Origin of the sequence: Gilliamella sp. W8126 (assembly GCF_016102185.1) — a bacterium.
GTDB lineage: Bacteria > Pseudomonadota > Gammaproteobacteria > Enterobacterales > Orbaceae > Gilliamella > Gilliamella apis_A.
This window is the reverse complement of sequence record NZ_JACFPE010000002.1, coordinates 101,956-122,574: the sequence shown is the minus strand read 5'-3', so window position 1 is coordinate 122,574 and position 20,619 is coordinate 101,956. Positions and strand designations below refer to the sequence as shown.

General features: G+C 33.1%; 16 protein-coding genes. 2 read left to right on the top strand and 14 right to left on the bottom strand.

What is annotated here, in order from left to right:
* Window positions 1–6: 6 nt before the first annotated feature.
* Entirely contained in the window at window positions 7–1,824 is a 1,818-nt protein-coding gene (gene sppA / locus H3S74_RS04590; RefSeq protein ID WP_198247355.1) for a signal peptide peptidase SppA, read from the top strand.
* A 39-nt stretch (window positions 1,825–1,863) separates the two neighbouring features.
* Here sppA and H3S74_RS04585 read toward each other — a convergent pair whose 3' ends face one another.
* The 5 genes from H3S74_RS04585 to moaC all read right to left on the bottom strand — a co-directional run bounded on the left by H3S74_RS04585 (window position 1,864) and on the right by moaC (window position 5,790).
* Window positions 1,864–3,684 carry a DUF3413 domain-containing protein gene (locus tag H3S74_RS04585; protein ID WP_198247354.1) on the bottom strand — a complete coding sequence of 607 codons (1,821 nt, stop codon included), beginning with the start codon at window positions 3,682–3,684 and terminating at the stop codon, window positions 1,864–1,866.
* Between the two features lie 164 nt (window positions 3,685–3,848).
* Entirely contained in the window at window positions 3,849–4,547 is a 699-nt protein-coding gene (locus tag H3S74_RS04580; RefSeq protein WP_110447138.1) for a Bax inhibitor-1/YccA family protein, read from the bottom strand.
* A gap of 53 nt (window positions 4,548–4,600) precedes the next feature.
* The gene (moaE, locus tag H3S74_RS04575) at window positions 4,601–5,044 is read right to left on the bottom strand and encodes a molybdopterin synthase catalytic subunit MoaE (protein ID WP_198247353.1); all 444 of its coding nucleotides are present in this window, start codon (window positions 5,042–5,044) and stop codon (window positions 4,601–4,603) included.
* Between the two features lie 4 nt (window positions 5,045–5,048).
* The gene (gene moaD / locus H3S74_RS04570) at window positions 5,049–5,294 is read right to left on the bottom strand and encodes a molybdopterin synthase sulfur carrier subunit (protein WP_198247352.1); all 246 of its coding nucleotides are present in this window, start codon (window positions 5,292–5,294) and stop codon (window positions 5,049–5,051) included.
* Window positions 5,295–5,298: 4 nt separating this feature from the next.
* Window positions 5,299–5,790: a cyclic pyranopterin monophosphate synthase MoaC gene (gene moaC / locus H3S74_RS04565; protein WP_110447135.1), complete on the bottom strand. Its 492-nt coding sequence runs from the start codon at window positions 5,788–5,790 to the stop codon at window positions 5,299–5,301.
* A 188-nt stretch (window positions 5,791–5,978) separates the two neighbouring features.
* Between moaC and priA the strand changes: the two genes are divergently transcribed.
* Complete coding sequence (gene priA / locus H3S74_RS04560) at window positions 5,979–8,147, top strand: primosomal protein N' (RefSeq protein ID WP_198247351.1); 2,169 nt, start codon at window positions 5,979–5,981, stop codon at window positions 8,145–8,147.
* A gap of 40 nt (window positions 8,148–8,187) precedes the next feature.
* Here priA and H3S74_RS04555 read toward each other — a convergent pair whose 3' ends face one another.
* The 9 genes from H3S74_RS04555 to bamA all read right to left on the bottom strand — a co-directional run bounded on the left by H3S74_RS04555 (window position 8,188) and on the right by bamA (window position 20,615).
* Window positions 8,188–8,490, bottom strand: a complete 303-nt coding sequence (locus H3S74_RS04555) for a ComEA family DNA-binding protein (RefSeq protein WP_110447133.1) — start codon at window positions 8,488–8,490, stop codon at window positions 8,188–8,190.
* A gap of 152 nt (window positions 8,491–8,642) precedes the next feature.
* Window positions 8,643–10,511, bottom strand: coding sequence for a SurA N-terminal domain-containing protein (locus H3S74_RS04550; RefSeq protein ID WP_110447132.1), 1,869 nt, complete (start codon window positions 10,509–10,511; stop codon window positions 8,643–8,645).
* Between the two features lie 149 nt (window positions 10,512–10,660).
* Complete coding sequence (lon, locus tag H3S74_RS04545) at window positions 10,661–13,072, bottom strand: endopeptidase La (protein WP_198247350.1); 2,412 nt, start codon at window positions 13,070–13,072, stop codon at window positions 10,661–10,663.
* A gap of 172 nt (window positions 13,073–13,244) precedes the next feature.
* Window positions 13,245–14,510: an ATP-dependent protease ATP-binding subunit ClpX gene (gene clpX / locus H3S74_RS04540; protein ID WP_198247349.1), complete on the bottom strand. Its 1,266-nt coding sequence runs from the start codon at window positions 14,508–14,510 to the stop codon at window positions 13,245–13,247.
* A 20-nt stretch (window positions 14,511–14,530) separates the two neighbouring features.
* On the bottom strand, window positions 14,531–15,133 hold the full coding sequence (gene clpP / locus H3S74_RS04535; RefSeq protein ID WP_294882269.1) for an ATP-dependent Clp endopeptidase proteolytic subunit ClpP: 603 nt from the start codon (window positions 15,131–15,133) through the stop codon (window positions 14,531–14,533).
* Window positions 15,134–15,225: 92 nt separating this feature from the next.
* Window positions 15,226–16,527, bottom strand: a complete 1,302-nt coding sequence (gene tig, locus H3S74_RS04530; protein ID WP_198247348.1) for a trigger factor — start codon at window positions 16,525–16,527, stop codon at window positions 15,226–15,228.
* Between the two features lie 108 nt (window positions 16,528–16,635).
* Window positions 16,636–17,664, bottom strand: a complete 1,029-nt coding sequence (gene lpxD / locus H3S74_RS04525; RefSeq protein ID WP_198247347.1) for a UDP-3-O-(3-hydroxymyristoyl)glucosamine N-acyltransferase — start codon at window positions 17,662–17,664, stop codon at window positions 16,636–16,638.
* Window positions 17,664–18,152: an OmpH family outer membrane protein gene (locus H3S74_RS04520; RefSeq protein WP_181414618.1), complete on the bottom strand. Its 489-nt coding sequence runs from the start codon at window positions 18,150–18,152 to the stop codon at window positions 17,664–17,666. Before H3S74_RS04520 ends, lpxD begins: the two co-directional genes overlap by 1 nt.
* Before the next feature lie 39 nt (window positions 18,153–18,191).
* Entirely contained in the window at window positions 18,192–20,615 is a 2,424-nt protein-coding gene (gene bamA / locus H3S74_RS04515; RefSeq protein WP_198247346.1) for an outer membrane protein assembly factor BamA, read from the bottom strand.
* Between the last annotated feature and the right edge of the window lie 4 nt (window positions 20,616–20,619).

The following is a 20,619-nucleotide window of genomic DNA, read 5'->3' as shown; positions in this document are numbered from 1 at the left end:
TTTATTATGTCTGCACTATCTGTTATCAAATCAATTTGGAAAATTATCAATTTAATCAGAGAAATTTTTCTTAATCTCGTTTTCTTAATCATTATTCTATTGATTTTTAGTGGTATCGCATTAATAAAAGAAGTAAACAAGAAAGAAGTCATTCCTCAATCAGGCACTTTAATTATGGATCTTGAGGGTGTTGTCGTTGACAACTCACTTTATAGTGATGAAATTTATGAAATACAAGATAAGATTTATGGCAAAAGAGTAAATCTATCTCGTGAAAATAGCTTATTTGATTTAGTGCAAAAGATATCTCAAGCCACATCAGATCCTAATATTAAAAGTATGGTATTGAAATTAGATAATTTTGTTGGTGCTGACATGAGTTCTCTACAATATATTGGAAAATATTTAACGAATTTCAAAGCAGCCAATAAACCTATTTATGCCATTGGTTCAAACTTTAATCAAAGTCAATATTATTTAGCCAGTTATGCTAATAAAATATACTTAACGCCATTAGGCGCTGTAAGCGTATTTGGATTATCAGCCAATAACTTATATTACAAAACATTATTAGATAATTTAAAGATAAATACTCATGTTTTTCGTGTTGGTACTTATAAATCTGCTATTGAACCGTTCATTCGAGACAATATGTCGGATGAAGCCAGAAGCAACACCTCTCGATGGTTAAATCTAATGTGGAATAACTACCTTGGTGATATTTCAGAAGAACGAAAAAAAGCGCCGACACAATTAATACCATTACCTGAAGACATGTTATCAGAATTAAAAGCAGCTAATGGCAACATGGCACAATACGCTTTAGCAAATGGTTTGATTGATGCAATAGCGACTAATCACGAGTTCGAACTTGAAATCAATATAAAAAATAGAGTAAGTATTTATGATTACCAGCTGAAAGAAAATGCTAAACCAGCAACTAAAGAACCAAAAATAGTCGTTGTTTTTGTTAATGGAACAATTACCAACGGAGAAAATAGCAGCAACGTCGCCGGAAGCCAAGATATTGTTGCGCAATTAAGAAACATTCGTAAAAATTTAAATAAAAATAATATACAAGCTGTCATACTTAGGGTAAATAGTCCTGGTGGAAGTGTTGATGCTTCAGAAGCAATTCGCAATGAATTAGAGGCTTTACGTAGTTACCAAATTCCGGTGGTTGTCTCCATGGGCGGAATGGCTGCATCTGGCGGTTATTGGATATCAACTGCATCAGACTATATTGTTGCCAGCCCAAATACTATAACCGGATCCATTGGCATCTTCGGTATAGTACCAACCATTGAAAATTCACTTTCTCATATCGGAGTCTATAATGATGGAGTATCAACATCACCGTTAGCAAATAGAAGCATAACTCAGAATTTATCCAATGAAATGAACCAATTTATTCAAATGAATATTGATCATGGTTATCACACTTTTATCTCTTTAGTAGCAAAAGCACGAAATATGACTACCGAACAAGTAGATAATATAGCCCAAGGTCAAGTGTGGCTTGGTTCAGAAGGAAGTAAAAACGGTTTAGTTGATAAATTAGGTGATTTTGATGATGCAATTGAAATGGCAGCCACATTAGCTAATATTTCAGATTACCAAATAGATTGGCAAAAACAAGAAGGTAATTGGATCAATGCTTTATATTCAGATATGATTGCAATGATGCCAAAATCAACAGCAGAAATATTGTTCGAACAACTACCAGAAATAAAACAGATCAAGCAACAAGTTTCGTTCTGGGACAAGTTCCAAGATGGACAAAATCGTTATATTTACTGCATAAACTGTGCTGATATAAAATAATTCAAATAATCCACCATTAAGGTGGATTATTATTTATTCTTATTGTTCTGTTTGGAAAAAATAACGCATATTATTCATTGCAGCATGGATGAGATTATAATTAGGAGTTTCATTTACTTCATTATTATAAGCATCGAAATAATGACTAATACCAAGACGATTAACAAAATAGATGTTATCTTTAGTTCGAACAGCATAAGAACTATAATTCGACATTAATAACCAATCTCGATTTAATATCGGGCTAAACAAATCATAACCTGTCGAATAATCACTAATATCATTTTCGACATGTAAATAATTCCGCATTATTGTTGGTACTACATCTTCATGACTAGTAAATTTATTTATGTTATCGCTCATGTGTTGAAGATCTTTTGCCCCAACAATAATAAAAGGAACTTTAGTTTGTGCATCAGTATAGTTACCATTATGCCCCCAAAAACCTAGTTTATTGTCATTCATTTCTTGTGAATGGTCACCGGTTATAATAATCAAGGTATTATCTAATGAACCAGACTGTTTGAGTTCATCATAGACTTTTTGCAACAAATAATCATCATAATAGACACTCTGTTTATAACGATTAAAAATTGGACCGGGATCCGTATTATTATTTAACGTCATATAATTGAGATCACCAACCGGTTTAAATTTTACCTCAAAATCATTTGGGAAATCATAACCATGTGGCGCATCAAAAAATAAAAAGGAAAAACTCGGGTTGGATTTATCCCTAGATCTATACCAATTTAGCCAGTCATCAGTTATCTGTTTATCACGACTTGATGCAAGGCCTTTTTTACTACTAATTCTTAAATTTTTAATAGTTGAAAAAACAGTACGATCAAATTCAGGAGATGAAACTTTGGCTGAAGTAAAAATACCGATATTATAGTTCTCTTTTTGTAGGGTAGTTATAAATAATGATGGAATTTGATTTCTTAGAAATGAATCCCAGTATGTGCCGGGAATACCATAAAAAAGACCAAAAATACCGGTACGAGTTGCATTACCTGTAGAATAATGATTATTAAAAATTATACCATCATTCTGTTGAACAAAACGATAGGTATTGGGAGAAATATCTGGACTAAAAGTATCATAACGCCAAGAATCCAATACAATAAACACAATGTTGGGTGTTGCTTGTTTATCAGGATTAATCAGAAGTTCTCTTTTTGGATAGTAGATACTTGCGTGCTTATTATCTCTTTCAATGTGTACTTTACGTTGTCCTGATTTATCAAAATACCCCATTATCTTTTTTGAAGTAAATGGGCGATATAATGGAATATATTCTTTAACAACCATAATCGGTGAATAGGCATAATAAAAAGCAATCATATGTATCAGATGACTGATAACCAAACAACAAACAAGAAAAACTGTCGGTATAATTAATAATTTAGATCGAATATTATTAAGATTAAATTTCTTATCAAGTAGATACAGAATTAAATATTCCGCTGCAAAAAAAACGAATATCAACAAAAATATTAATATATAAGTCATAGCTGAAAAATCCACAACCTGACCAGAAAACACCATTGATAATACCGATTCGTTAATATGAAATCGATATTGCTGGAAAACAATAGTATCTATATATAAAATAATCTGAAATAAACTGAATATAAAAGCCAAGCAGATATTAGTTAATTTTTTATTCATCCAAAGAGTTGGAAGTGATAAAACAAAAAACAATAAATAAACTGAGAAAAAATGCCCCAGAACTGCGATGAATGAAAAAAGACAACCATCCCATGTAAACAACGCCCCAGGAATCAAAAAATATCGAACTGTTATTACTGACGAAATTAAAATATTTACTAACAGGAACAAATAAAGTTTTTTCATAGAAATCCATTAGGTAAAAAGCTGAAATTTTTTAATAATAATATTTTTTTTATTTTGATTTATTGCTTTCCGAAAAATTTTTAACAAAAAAACAATAAAAGTATAGAAATTAATATAAAATTAACAAAAAGGGCTCTTTGTAGAGCCCTTTTTGTTAAGAATGGTTATCTTCGATCAGCAAAGATGCGCAGTAACATAATAAATAAGTTGATAAAGTCAAGATAGAGTGTTAATGCACCTAATATCACATAACGCCTAAACATATTTTGATCGTCTTGTGATAAGTTAATACCCAATTGCTTAAGTTTTTGTGTATCATAAGCGGTTAATCCAGCAAAAATAAATACGCCAATATAGGTGACCGCCCACATTAAAGGTTCGCTTTGCAAAAATAGATTAACTAGAGAGGCGATAACAATACCAATTAATCCCATGAATAAAAAACTACCAAAACCAGATAAATCACGTTTAGTCGTATAACCATAAAATGCTAACGCACTAAACATTCCAGCGGTAATAAAAAAGACACTGGCAATAGAAGATGACGTATAATAAATAAAATATATAGAAAAAGTACAACCATTTATTACTGAATAAAGCATAAATAAAGTTGTCGCGGCAGCACCAGATAAACGATTAATCATTCCTGAAATAACAAATACTAATCCAATTTCAGCAATTAAAAGTACCCACATTACTCGTGATAATAAAATGAGAAACTCAAAACTAGTTGATGCGAACCAAGCAACAAAAGCAGTTAAAAGTAAACCAACAGCCATCCAACCATACACTTGACTCATGTATGTTTGTATACGACTACTAGCCTGTTCTATAATTGACCCATTCGGCGTATAACTTGACATCTCTTTCCTCTCATAAAAATAACATAACGACTCTATTATATATTAAATAGGGATTAATACCATTTCTTCAAGGCATTTACATCAGATTGCTTTGCTTCTACCCAATTTTCACCACTAGTAGTTTGTTCTTTCTTCCAAAATGGCGCTTCATTTTTTAATACATCCATAATAAATTCAGTTGCGGCAAAAGCATCTCTGCGATGTACCGAACTAACACCAACAAAAACAATACTCTCATTAGCATTAATTTTGCCCACACGATGAACTAATGCAACTCGATTTATTGACCATCTCTCTCTGGCTTGATGAATAATGTTGCTCAATACTTTTTCCGTCATTTGAGGGTAATGTTCCAATGTTAAACAAATCACTTGATTTTCTAAACTACGCACCTTACCCATAAAAGTAACTACGGCACCATCTTGAGGTAACTCATTTAACCATTTTATCAATGAATTTATATCAATAGATGATTGGCTTATTTCAATAATATTCATATTATTACCCACCAGTTACCGGTGGAAAAAACGCAATTTCATCACCACATCGAATAATATGATGATAATCTACTAATGCATGATTTACCGCACATAATACGGGTTTTTCTTTTAAAGCTAATGCCCATTTGTCACCTCGTAAACTAAGTTGCTCTAAAAGTTGAGCTATCGACATTTGATCTACCATTAATTCCAAAGATTCAATGCCTAACAACTCTCTAATTTGTGCAAAAAAATAAATTTTATTCATACTTTTATTGTTCTATTTTGTTTAAATTATATTCACCTGATTTACCACCAACTTTATTTAATAATTTAACTTGATTGATAATCATATCTTTCTGACTAGCTTTGCACATATCATATATAGTTAATGCAGCTACAGAAACAGCAACTAACGCTTCCATTTCCACGCCTGTTTGACCTGTTACCTTACAGATTGATTCAATTTTTACACTATGATTTTCAAATAGAGGTTCAATGTTAACCTCAATTTTACTAAGTAGTAATGGATGACAAAGTGGTATTAACTCCCAAGTCCGTTTTGCAGCTTGAATTCCGGCAATTCGAGCTGTCGCAAACACATCACCTTTATGATGTTTTCCTTCAATAATCATATTAAATGTTTCTGCATTCATTAATACTATTGATTCAGCCCTAGCCTCTCGATGGGTTATCTGTTTTTCTGAAACATCCACCATATGAGCATCACCACGTTGATTAATATGTGAAAATGACGCTGACATTTTTAAACACCCTTAAACATTATATTTTAATTTATCACTCAAGATAACAAATTTTGTTTATTGATACTACTAGCGTCTACATAAAGTTTTGAATATTTAATTTTGAAATAATTAATCTGCGTAATTTTTGCGAGTTAAATAAAATCTGCGTACAATAGCAATTTTTATAACTGTAATAGTGATTGTTAATGCTGATAGCCCATGTAGCCTTACCAGTGCCTCTCTATCAACTGTTTGATTACACACTTACTACGCAAGCTGAAATTGGTATGCGAGTTAAAGTGCCATTTGGTAAACGAGAAATGATTGGAATCATCGTTAAGATTGATCAGCAAACAACTTTTGATATCGAAAATTTAAAACCTATTATAGAAATTATTGATACAAAAAACCTCTTTCCTCAACCAGTTTGGCAATTATTAAATTGGGCAACCAGTTATTATCACTTCCCTATTGGTGAAGTAATATTTCATGCTATGCCGATCCTATTAAGACAAGGTCGCCCAGCTATCAAAGATGGCATAAAACATTGGCAATTAACACCAAAAGGGCAACAAATTGATTTAAACCTACTATCACGAACACCAAAACAGAAATTATTAATATCTTCACTCAGAAACAACTGTTTGAATGAAAGTGAATTTAATTCTAATATCTATCAAGAATTACAGAAAAAACAACTTATTGAGATTGTTTATCGTCAACCTGATAAAATTTGTTGGCATACAAATTATTCAACGAACAAAGCACCGATCCAATTAAATCATGAACAATTAAATGCAATCACAACTATTAATAAACAAAACAAACAATTTGGTGTATTTTTGCTTGATGGTATAACAGGTTCTGGTAAGACGGAAGTTTATCTAAATATCATTTCTGATGTTTTAGCGCAAGGGAAACAAGCTTTAGTATTAGTACCTGAAATTGGTTTAACACCACAAACTATCAAACGTTTTAAACAACGTTTTAATGCACCAATTGATATTTTACATTCAAACCTTACCGATAAGGAACGTTTTGAAGTTTGGTTAAGAAGTAAAGCTGGTGACAATGCTATCGTCGTAGGTACACGATCAGCACTTTTTACTCCATTTCAAGATTTAGGTATCATTATTATTGATGAAGAACATGATAGTTCCTACAAACAACAAGAAGGCTGGCGTTACAATGCCAGAGATTTAGCAATTATCCGAGCTAAAATTGAAAATATACCTATAGTTTTAGGTTCGGCGACCCCTTCTCTTGAAACCATTAATAATGCCCAAAGCCATAAGTATCAGCAAATTAAGCTTACACAACGGGCTGGCAATGCCAGATTAGCCAAACAATCTATTTTAGATATTCGTGGCATGGTTCTGGCTTCTGGACTTTCCCAGCCATTAATTGCCCAGATAAAAGAACATTTAGATAATAATAATCAAGTTATGTTGTTTCTTAATCGTAGGGGATTTGCGCCATTAATCATTTGTCATGATTGCGGTTGGATTGCCGAGTGCCCACGCTGTGATCGACCTTATACCTTTCATAAAAAACAAAATAGACTAATTTGTCATTATTGTGATACACCTAGAGACATTCCCCAACAATGTCCTAAATGTGGTTCAACGCAATTATTACCTATTGGATTTGGAACAGAACAACTTGAAAAACAACTCAATATATTATTTCCGAATATAAAAATCACTCGTATTGATCGCGATACAATAACCAAAAAAGAGGCATTAAACACTTATTTACATGACATCCAAGAAGGCGGTGCTCATATTTTAGTTGGTACGCAAATTCTGGCTAAAGGACATCATTTTCCCGATGTTACATTAGTTGGAATAGTGGATGTTGATGGAGCTCTATTTTCAAGTGATTTTAGAGCCACAGAAAGATTTGCACAAATATATACCCAGGTGTCAGGACGAGCTGGTCGGGAAGCAAAAGCTGGTGAGGTTATTCTACAAACCTATCATCCAGAACATCCATTATTGAATATATTACTAACTCAAGGTTATCAAGCATTTGCCAAACAAACCTTACAAGAACGCAAGCAAACATTATTACCTCCATTTAGCTATCAAGTGTTAATTCGTGCCGCTGATCGTAATAACCAGCAAGCACCAAAATTTTTACAGCGTATTCATGATTGGCTAAAAGCGAATTATGATCAAAATTTATGGCAACTTGGCCCTATGCCTGCAAGCCAACCGAAAAAAGCGGGCTATAATCGTTGGCAATTACTCTTGCAACATAGCAACCGACAATTATTACAGCAAATATTAGATAATCTTCTTATGAATATCACTCAGTGGAACGAAGCATCAAAAGTAAGATGGAATATTGATGTTGATCCAATTGATAATTAAATAACTCTTCCAACAGGCAATTTGTTGGAAGAGACTAAATTTATAATGTAATTTTTCCTATATTTTTATCAAGTGTTGCTTGACCAATACCTGAAACCTCTTTTAACTGCTCTATAGAAATAAAAGGACCAAATTTTTCTCGATATTCAATAATCTTCTGAGCTTTACTCATACCAATACCAACTAACTCTTTAGTTAATTCTTCAGCTGTTGCCGTGTTAATATTAACTTGAGCAACTTGTTTTTCTACCGCTGTAGTAGTTTCTGATTTTGATTCTGCAAAACAGATAGTTGGAAAAAAGATGCTTGAGAATAAAAAACATAATATTGTAAAAATTTTCATTTGATTAACTCCAAAATAATTATGCAACTAAACTTGCAAGTTAACTATCTCACTAAGTTAATAAAATGAATTTTACTTATAATAGAAATGCGAAAAGCCACCTAAGTGGCTTTGCTTTAATTACAGCTAATAGAAATTTATTTCGATCTCAATCACATATTAGCATCAGGCATTATTTCAATTTTTGATTTAGAACGAATATCATCGCGAAGATAATAATAAGTATCAGCAGCAAATAATGGTAATAATTCTGATGAAATATCTTGATACTCAGTTGGAGTATTTACTTTAGTTAATGCAACAATATAAGCTGTATTATTTTCTAATAGTTTTGCTCCATAAACCATAGATTTAACACCTTTAATCGGTTGCTCTAAATTAAATACCATATCGACAACTTGTTTATCTAAATCGGTTGAGTCTCTTTTTAACTCATACCTTTGACTTAATCGAATTTTATCTGATTTGCCAGTAGTATTTAATTCAGTTAATAGATTTTCAACATTAGATTTAAAACGATTATCGGATATATCTTTAGTTAACTGTTGTTTAATGCTATCTTTAACTTCATCAAACGGCGCTATCCCTTCAGGACGATTATCAATAACTTGAATAACAAAATCATAACTACCATGTTTTCTTTCAATTGGAATTAAGTCAGATATTTTATGAGTTAACTGACCATCAGCTATCATTTCTTCACTAAAGACTAAATCGCTTATTTCAGGATGGTTCATGATTGAAAAAGGATCTTGATAAGTTGTCCAACCAGTAGTATTAACAGTAAGTCCTGTTTTCTCGGCTAATTCTTCAAGAGATTTCGGTGATTCACTTAATGCAACTTTAATTTTATCTTCAATTGCATTAAATTCATTTTGTATTTTTTGATTAGCTATATTTGCTTCAATCCTATCTCTGACTAAATTAAAAGCCATGCTTTGCGCTGGTTTCTCACCATCTAACTTTATTATCGCAAATCCATCATCTGTAGGTATTGGTGTTGAAATTTGGTTAATTTTTTTTAATTTTGCTTTTTTAAATAACTCAGGTAAAGAATTATCTTCAGAAAACCAACCTAATGAACCATTTTTACCATAAGGTGAAATATCATTATTTGCATTAAGCATTTGTGCAATTTGTTCAAAATTAGCACCTGTAGCTAATTCTTTAGTAATTTTATAAGCTTGTGCTTTATCTGTTACAAAAATGACGCTAAAAGCTTTTTGTGCAGGATAACTATAGTCACGGATATTCTTATTATATTCCGCTTTAATTTCATCTTCATTGACTTTAACTGCTCTAGCTATAAGGTCTTTAGAATTATAAATATATTTAATTTTTACACGTTCTTTCTTGTGAAAATTATTTTTGTGCTCATCATAATATTTTTGTTCATCAGCTTCAGAAATATTTATATCTTTATTATCATCGATTGATGAATCAATTACCGTCGCATAAACATTTCTCGTTTGATTTTTTAATAATCCAATTTCGGAATCAGATGGTAAAACAAAACTCGATTGAACTAAAGCATCAATAACTTGTTGTTGTTGTAATGATGTTTTCAATATTTCGGCATAACTATCAGGAGTGAAACCATTTTCAGCTAGTAAATCTAAATAGTTCTGATTATCAAATTTACCGTCTATAAAGAAAACTCTTTGTTGTTTAATATAGTTTTTTATATTCTCGTTACTGATAGCAGTATTAATGTTGTGAGCAAACTGATAAGCTAAATAATTATCTATTTGCTGAGATAAAATATTTCGACGCAACATTTTGATAAGAGAAGCATCGCCAGAAGCGTTTGCAATCGCCTGTTTTGCTTGCTCTTCAAATCCTGCTCGGCTGATACCTTCACCATCAACTTTAGCAATGTATAACTGCTCATCATTGGCGCTATTACTACTACCACCAAAACCAAAAAATCCAACGCCGGTAAAAATAAAACATAAAATAATGATTGCAAAGATTATTTTAACAACAACACTGTTTGCTGCTGTTCTAATTGTTTCCATCATAACTGGCTATTCTCCATACACCTGAATTTGAATTTCGCAAGTATAGCATATTTGCTAAAATAGGCTATTATTCAATTAAAAGTCGATAAAAAAAGTCAACACACGGTTGACTTTTTATTTATCTCACTTCAAAAATTTAGCTAACACATTTATACTTTTTTAGTAGTTCTACTAGATTTTGCGCTAGCTTTTTTGGTTTTCGCTTTTCCTGTTACAGGCTCAATACCAAATGGATTATTTTGTAAGGCGATAGTTAATACTTCATCAATCCATTTTACTGGTTTAATCTCAATTTCAGATTTCACATTATCTGGAATATCTTCAAGATCTTTAACGTTATCAATAGGAATCAATGCTGTTTTAATACCACCTCTATGAGCGGCTAATAACTTTTCTTTTAATCCACCAATTGGTAATACTTCACCTCGTAAGGTTATTTCACCGGTCATCGCGACATCAGAACGAACTGGATTACCGGTTAAAGTTGATACCAACGAGGTACACATCGCAATACCAGCACTTGGACCATCTTTAGGCGTAGCTCCATCAGGAACATGCACATGTATATCACGCTTTTCATAAAAGTCGTTATTGATACCAAGTTTTTCAGCTCTCGAACGAACAACAGTCAATGCAGTTTGAATCGATTCTTGCATCACATCACCAAGAGAGCCGGTATAAGTTAATTTCCCCTTACCAACAACACTTACCGATTCTATTGTCAATAAATCGCCGCCGACTTCCGTCCATGCTAAACCAGTAACTTGACCAATTCGATTTTCACTTTCTGATTTGCCATAATCAAAACGTTGTACACCCAAAAAGTCTTTTAGATTGTCTTGATTAATATTCACTTTACGTAATTTACTATTTAAAGCTAATTGTTTAACCACTTTACGACAGATTTTAGCTATTTCTCTTTCTAAACTTCGCACGCCAGCTTCACGAGTATAATAGCGAATAATACCAATAATAGCGGAGTCATCAATATCTATTTCTTTGGCTTTTAAACCACTGTTAGCAATCTGTTTAGAGATTAAATGTTGCTTAGCTATATTTAGTTTTTCATCTTCAGTATAACCAGACAGTCGAATGACTTCCATTCTATCAAGTAATGGGGCTGGGATATTCATTGAATTAGCTGTTGCCACAAACATTACGTCAGATAAATCATAGTCTACTTCTAAATAATGATCATTAAATGCATTATTTTGTTCAGGATCAAGCACTTCAAGCAATGCAGAAGCTGGATCACCTCGCATATCAGAAGCCATTTTGTCAATTTCATCTAACAAAAATAGGGGATTTTTAACCCCAACTTTAACCATACGTTGGATTAATTTACCCGGCATGGATCCGATATAAGTTCTTCTATGACCACGAATCTCTGCTTCATCACGAACACCGCCTAGAGCCATACGCACATATTGTCGTCCAGTTGCTTTGGCAATAGATTGGCCTAATGACGTTTTACCGACACCAGGAGGGCCTACTAAGCACAAAATTGGACCTTTTACTTTATTAACACGCCCCTGTACGGCTAAATATTCCAATATTCGATCTTTTACACGCTCAAGCCCATAATGATCTTTATCTAATACTTTTTGTGCTGCTTGGATATCTTTTTTTACTTTACTACGTTTATGCCAAGGCAACTGTAGCATCCAGTCGATATAACCTCTAACAACAGTCGCTTCAGCTGACATGGCCGGCATCATTTTAAGTTTATTCAGTTCTGATAGCGTTTTTTCCTTGGCCTCTTGAGGCATTTTTGCCTTAGAAATTTTTAAGTTTAACTCTTCAAATTCATCAGGTTTATTATCTATATCACCTAACTCTTTATGGATTGCTTTAATTTGCTCATTCAGATAATACTCTTTTTGAGCCTTTTCCATTTGTTGCTTGACTCGTTGACGAATATTTTTTTCTACTTGTAACAAATCGATTTCAGCTTCCATTAATGAAATAAGTAATTCAAAACGTTTTTCTAAATCCGCCGTAACCAAAATATCTTGTTTTTGTTCAACTTTTATAAACAAGGTTGCGGCAATGGAATCAGCAAGTTGTGATGGTTCTTTTATAAGATGAATAGAATCAACAACTTCTTGTGTTACTTTTTTATTAAGTTTGGCATAATCATCAAAGTTTGACAGTAGTACCCTTGTCATTGCTTGATTGATCTTATCTGTTTTCTTCGACTCTTTTAATGGTTTGATATTGGCTATTAAAAAATCATCTTCTTTTCGTTCAACAATATCAACAATTTTAGCTCGAGTAACCCCTTCAACCAGTACTTTCACTGTACCATCTGGTAATTGAAGTAACTGTAAGACATTAGCTACGGTACCTACTTCATATAAATCTTCAACATTTGGTTCATCTTGGGAAGGATGCTTTTGCGTAACAAGGAAAACTTGCTTATCCATTTCCATTGCACTTTCTAAGCAACGAATTGATTTATTTCGACCAACAAAGAGAGGAATCACCATATGAGGAAATACAACAACATCACGTAATGGTAAAATAGGCATAATCATTTGTTTAGTTTGTTTTGTCTTCATTTTATTCTCTCGGTAGTACAAACTTATCTGTCTTATATTGGGGCCATTTAAAGATATTCAAGCTTTTCCTTTGACGTTTTAAATACGTAAGCACAACTAAAGCACCTACGTATTTTAGGCTGCTGAACATTAACTGTAACTAATCTGCTTAAAAAATTTATTATTTTACCTATTAAGCCGACAATTCTGCATTTTCACTATAAATTAATTTAGGTGATTGCAACTGATCAACCGTTTCTTTATCAACAAGTACTTTTTTTACATTATCCATTGATGGTAAATCATACATTGTATCTAACAATATATTTTCCACAATTGAACGTAATCCTCTAGCACCTGTTTTACGTTTCATCGCTTTTATGGCAATTGCCTCTAAAGCCTCTTTCGTGAACTCTAGTTCTACACCATCTAATTCCAATAATGCATTAAACTGTTTAGTTAAGGCATTTTTAGGCTCTGTCAATATATTGACTAAAGCATCTTTATCTAGTTCCGATAAAGTACCAATGACAGGTAGTCTACCAATAAATTCTGGAATTAAACCGAATTTGACCAAATCTTCTGCCTCAATCTGAGCTAGTAATTCAGACTCTGTTGCTTTATTTTTGCTACTTTTTACATCTGCGCCAAAACCAATACCAGTATTAGTAGAAACTCGATTTTCAATAACTTTATCTAAGCCACTAAACGCACCACCACAAATAAAAAGAATCTTCGAGGTATCAACTTGTAAAAATTCTTGTTGCGGATGCTTACGTCCACCTTTAGGAGGAACCGATGCCACTGTACCTTCAATTATTTTTAATAATGCTTGTTGTACCCCTTCACCTGATACATCTCGTGTGATAGATGGATTATCTGATTTTCTTGAGATTTTATCTATTTCATCAACATAGATAATTCCTCGTTGGGCCTTTTCTACATCATAATCACAACTTTGCAATAATTTTTGAATAATATTTTCAACATCTTCGCCAACATAACCTGCTTCGGTTAAAGTTGTTGCGTCCGCCATAGCAAAAGGAACATCTAAAAAGCGCGCTAATGTTTCAGCTAATAGTGTTTTACCACTACCAGTTGGACCGATTAATAAAATATTACTTTTACCTAACTCTACATCACTACGAATAGAATAACTACGCAAGCGTTTATAATGATTATAAACAGCCACAGATAATACTTTCTTTGCTCGTTCTTGACCAATGACATATTCATTAAGATGATCACGTATTTCATGAGGAGTTGGCAATGGTTTACTTATGAATTCTTCATGAGATAGAAAATTTTTACTCTCTTCTTTTAAAATATCATTACACAAACCAATACATTCATTACAAATATAAATAGATGATGGCCCAGCAATTAGTTTACGGACTTCATGCTCACTTTTGCCACAAAAAGTACAATAGAGTAATTTTTCTGAGTTTTCTTTATCCACTTTTACCACCTATTTAATATTTAAGAACGCTTATTGTATATGGCATCAACTAATCCATATTCAACCGCTCTTTCAGCTGACATGAAATTATCTCGATCTGTATCTTTTTCAATCACACTTATATCCTGCCCAGTATGCATTGACAAGATATTATTTAATCGACTTTTAACTTGCAAAATTTCTTGGGCATGAATTTGAATATCGGATGCTTGACCTTGAAAACCACCCAAAGGTTGATGAATCATAACACGAGCATTCGGTAGACAGTAACGTTTACCTTTAGTTCCAGCAGTCAAAAGTAGAGAGCCCATTGAACATGCTTGTCCTAAACAGATAGTACTAACATCTGGTTTAATAAACTGCATCGTGTCATATATAGCCATACCAGCAGTTACAACTCCACCTGGAGAGTTAATATATAAATGAATATCTTTTTCAGGATTTTCTGCTTCAAGAAAAAGCATTTGAGCTATTATTAGATTCGCCATATTATCTTCGACTTGTCCAGTCAAAAATATAATTCTTTCTTTTAATAGTCGTGAGTAAATGTCATAAGCTCTTTCTCCTCGAGAGCTTTGCTCAACAACCATTGGAATCACACTCATGCATGGTTCTAAAGGCATTTTCATCTCCTAATTAAACAAAATAGCCCAAACAGTTAATCCTTATTTGGGCTTTATAAAAAATTTTTTAATTAAATAAAATAACAAATTGCTTATGCAACTTGCTGATTCATTAATTCAGAAAACGAATAGGTTTTCTCTGTTACTTTAGCACTAGCTAATAATAAATCAACTACTTGATCTTCTAGTGCAACTGAACGGATATTATCCATTGCTTTCTTATCTTTACGGTAATAATCTACTACTTCTTTTGGATCTTCATAAGCTGTTGCAATTTCATCAATCAACGATTGAACTTTAGCATCATCAGCTTGTAATTTATTGCTTTCAATAATTTCACTAAATAGCAATCCAACTAATACTCTACGTTTAGCTTCTGCTTCAAATAACTCTTTAGGAAGATCCATTGCTTGTTTAGCATTACCACCAAAACGAGTAACCGCTTGTTGACGTAACACATCAACTTCACGATCAACTAAAGCGGCAGGAACTTCAGTATCGTTATTTTTAACTAAACCATCAATAGCTTGTGATTTAATTTTATTACGAATTGTAGCATTAAGTTCACGTAACATATTTTTGCGTACTTCTGCACGTAAACTTTCAACAGTTCCATCAGCAATACCAAATCTTTTAACCACATCTTCAGTAAGTTCTGGAAGTTCAAGCTCTTCAACTTTCTTAAGTGTAGCAGCAAATACCGCAGGCTTACCTTTTAAGTTTTCAGCATGATAATCTTCTGGGAAAGTTACATTGATATCAAATTGATCACCAGCTTTATGACCAATAATTGCATCTTCAAAACCAGGAATCATACGACCTTGTCCTAAAACAAGAGCAAAATCATCAGCTTTACCACCTTCAAATTCATTACCGTCAACTTTACCTAAAAAGTCGAGAGTAACACGGTTTTGTTCTTTAGCTTCTTGTTCAACAACTTTCCAAGAACCTTGTTGTTTACGCAAAGTTTCAATCATTGTTTCCACATCTGCATCCACAACTTCGGCAACTGGTTTTTCAACTTCGATTTTATCTAAATCTTTAATTTTGATTTCTGGATAAACTTCAAACTCAACGGTAAAAGTATAATCTTCACCATCTTTATATTCTGTTGGAGTATATACTGGTGCACCAGCTGGGTTTAATTTTTCTTGAATGATAGCATCGATAAAATTACGTTGCATTAAATCGCTTAAAGCATCTTGTAAAATAGAAGCACCATAGCGTTGCTCAACAATTTTTAAAGGAACCTTGCCTTTACGAAAACCATCAATACGAACTTTTTTAGCAGTATTTAAAAGTTCTTTATTAACCGCTTTGGTGATATCTTCTGATTTAATAGTAATTGATAAACGACGACCTAAACCTTGTGTTGTTTCTACCGAAACTTGCATCTTTATACCTCGAAATTATTAAATATACTCGCTCATAATCATATTATAAACAATAATTGAGCTAATTAATTTTACAAAATAGGAAAGCATTATACCGACCGTAATCGACTACGTCGAGATATTTAACAGCTTCTTCTCAAGTGCTTTCAAACGTTTATTCATTTCATCAATATGTAATACTAATGAAGCTGTTTTACGCCATACTTTATTTTGTTGTAATGGGATTCCCGATGAATATACTCCAGGTTCGGTAATTGGGCGCATTACCATTCCCATTCCTGTTACTGTAACTTGATCGCAAATTTCCATATGTCCATTAATGACGCTTGCACCACCAATTAAACAATGACGACCAATAGTTAAACTTCCAGCCATGATTACCCCCCCAGCAACAGCGGTATGATCACCGATAATATCGTTATGAGCTATTTGACATTGATTATCAATGATGACACCATTGCCTATAACAGTATCATCTAGAGCACCACGATCTATAGTTGTTGAGGCGCCAATTTCAACATTATTACCTATTACAACTCGGCCTAGTTGAGGAATTTTTATCCATTTACCTTTATCATTAGCATAACCAAACCCATCAGCACCGATTACAGTTCCTGATTGGATTAAGCAATTTTCACCAACAACACAGTTATGATATATAGATATATTAGACCATAGCCTAGTGCCAGCTCCGATAATTGTATCCTTGCCAATAAAGCAACCGGCACCAATAATACAATCATCACCAAGAACAACACCACTTTCGATAACGGCATTGGCACCAATAGCAACATTGTTACCTAGTTGTGCTGTTGAATCAATAACGGCTGAATCCGCGATATCTCTAGCAGGCAAAGGAGTGGTATCCAAAATTTGGGCTAATTTTGCATAACATAAATAAGGATCTTTTACGATTAAAGCAGCCCCACTCCAATATTTAAGACTATCTTCAGTCATGACAACAGCTGATGCATCACAGCTAGATAAATTATTTTGGAATTTCTTATCGGACAAAAAAGTTATTTGACCTTGCTTTGCACTTGTCATTGATGCCACACCAGTGATGATTAATTCACCATCACCGTATAAGGTAGCACCTAACTGTTCAGCTAATTGCTCTAAACGAAAAGCAAACATTAATTTTTAACCTTTTCCAAAACTTTATTTGTAATATCAACTGCATCTGAAGCCGATAAAGTTGCTTCTGCTTTTAATATTAAATCATATTTTTCTTCTTCAACTATTTTTTTAACAGCTTCTTGAATTTTAGTTAATAATTTACTGGCTTCTTCTGTTTCTCGTTTACGATAATCATTTGAGAAAGCTTTTGCTTTATTTTCAAAATCAGAAATAGTTTTATTTAATTTTGTTTTTTCAGAAGAAGATAAAGTTAAACCATCTTTCTTTAAACGCGCTGCCGCATCATTAGCTTTCTTCTCTTCTTGTTGTAATGTTTTCGCTCTAGCTTCGAATTCTTTATCTAAAGCTTTTCCAACCGTTTCTCGTTGGGGCATTTGTTGTAACACTGACATAACATCAATAACACCAATTTTAATTTCGGCATTTGCTGCGCCAGTAAAAAGTAATACAACACTAAGACCAAGAACAGATATAATTTTTTTCACTTTATTCACCTATATATTTTAGTTATTCACAACTTGGCATTACCATGTTGAACCTATATTAAATTGAAACTGTTGTGCTGAATCACCATCATATTTCTTAAATGGTTGTGCATAAGAAAATACCAATGGACCTAATGGAGACATCCATTGAACAGCAAGACCAGCTGACATTCTAATATCCGATGGGGAACTATAATCAGGAATATTTTTTCCTTTTAGATCCCATTCCGTATCCCAAACAGTACCTGCATCAAAAAATACTGATGTTCTAATACTATCAGCATATTTTTCACTGGCAAATGGTGTCGGAACAACCAATTCTGTGCTGGCAAATGCTAACGCATTACCCCCGACAGCATCTTTAGATTTTTCACATCCCGATGTATCATTTAGAGTTCGACAACCATCTTTGTTAAAATATACTGCTTTAGGACCAACAGTATTTGATTTAAAACCACGTAAAACAGTTGAACCACCAGCATAGAAGTTTTCATAAAATGGTAACTCTTTGCCACCAAATCCACCACCATAGCCTAATCGACCACGAGCTAAGAACACCCAATTATGATCCCCGTCAATTGGATAGTAATAAGATGCATCAGTAACCATTTTATAGTATCGATTATCAAAGACTGGCGCTGTCGCTTTTAAATTTGCTGTTACTTTTAGACCATCAGTTGGGAAGTATCCGCGATCTAATGAATTATATGTCCAATAAGCACTTAATAATATATCGTTGGTATCATATGAAAAAGATTTATCTTTATTTTTCATATTTTCACCCATAGAGTTAAAATAACGCCACATATTATACTGAGCACTCATATCAGTTAATTTATGGTTAGCGTATTCTGTACCAAATCGGAGGAAATTATTTTCGCTTATCGGAAAACCTAAATTAGCTGTCGCACCCCAAGTTTTACTTGAATATTCTGACTCTTCATCATCGCTATCAGTTTTATAAGTATTGTAATAAACACTACCGCCTAAACTGACACCATCAACCGTAAAATATGGGTCAACAATCGATATTGATGCTGTTTTATCATTGCTAGTAGTATTAATATCAAAAGAAACACTATTACCAGTACCTAACCAGTTATCTTGAGAAATACCAGCATTAAAACTAACACCACTATCTGATCCAACACCAACTCCAAATTTAATACTACCCGTATTTCGTTCAGAAACTTTATAAATGATATCAACTTGATCATCGACTCCCGGAACACGTTCAGTGTTGGCTTCGACAGTATCAAAAAATCCAAGTCGATTTAAACGATCTTTACCTAGTTCAACCAATCCATTGCTTAACCATGAACCTTCCATTTGACGAAGCTCACGACGAACAACACTTTCACTAGTAACCGTATTTCCAACAATCTTGATATTACGGACATAGAAACGTTGACCAACATCAACTAGTACTATTAATTTAACAGTATGCGACGCATCATCCATTTCTGGTTGAATAGATACTTGTGGGTAAGCATAACCAAAATTAGCTAATAAACGTTTAACATTATCTTCAATATCAGTAATTTTTTTACCACTGTAAAGGTCGCCAACAGTCAGTTTTTCTTTGGCTATTCTGGTTACTGCTTCTTTATGACCAGCAAAGTTACCTTTAAAATCCAATTCGGATAATTTATATTGCTCACCTTCATGGATATTAATAGTTACATAGATACCTTTTTTATCTGGAGTTAAACTAACTTGTGTTGATTCAATATTAAAACGAGCATAACCTCGATTTAGATAAAAGCTTTGTAATTCATCTAAGTCAGATGCTAATTTTTGTTTTTGATATTTACGGTCTCCTAGCATATTCCACCACGGAACCTCGTCACGTAATGTAAAACGAGAAATCAGTTCTTCTGATGAAAAAGCTTTTGCACCTACAATATTGATTTGATCAATTAACGCCGATTTGCCTTCAGCAATAACTAATTTTAGATCAACACGATTACGAGACAATGGCGTAACTACAGCTTTAATTTGAGCATTATATTTACCTACACTGTAATAGAAGTCCTCTAAACCTTTTTCAACGCCTGAGAGCATGGTGCGATCTAATGCATCACCTTCTCGAATACCTGTACTATCTAAATTCTTTTTCAACATATCATCTTTAACAGATTTATTACCGGAAAAAGTAATGCTGGCAATAGTAGGACGCTCTTGCACATGTACAATTAGCCTATCGCCATCTCTTGATACGGTGATATCATCGAAATTACCACTTGAGTAGAGAGATTTAATAATACGACCTAAGTCAGCTTCATTTACATAATCACCAACTTGGATTGGCATTTCAAGCATGGCAGCACCAACAGTTACTCGCTGTAGGCCTTCAAACTTGATATCTTTAACTACAAAATCATCAACACAAAATGCATTGGAACTATATACTGCTGTAGTACTAAACAGCAAAGATGCTATAAGTAAGTTATTTATTTTCATCGTA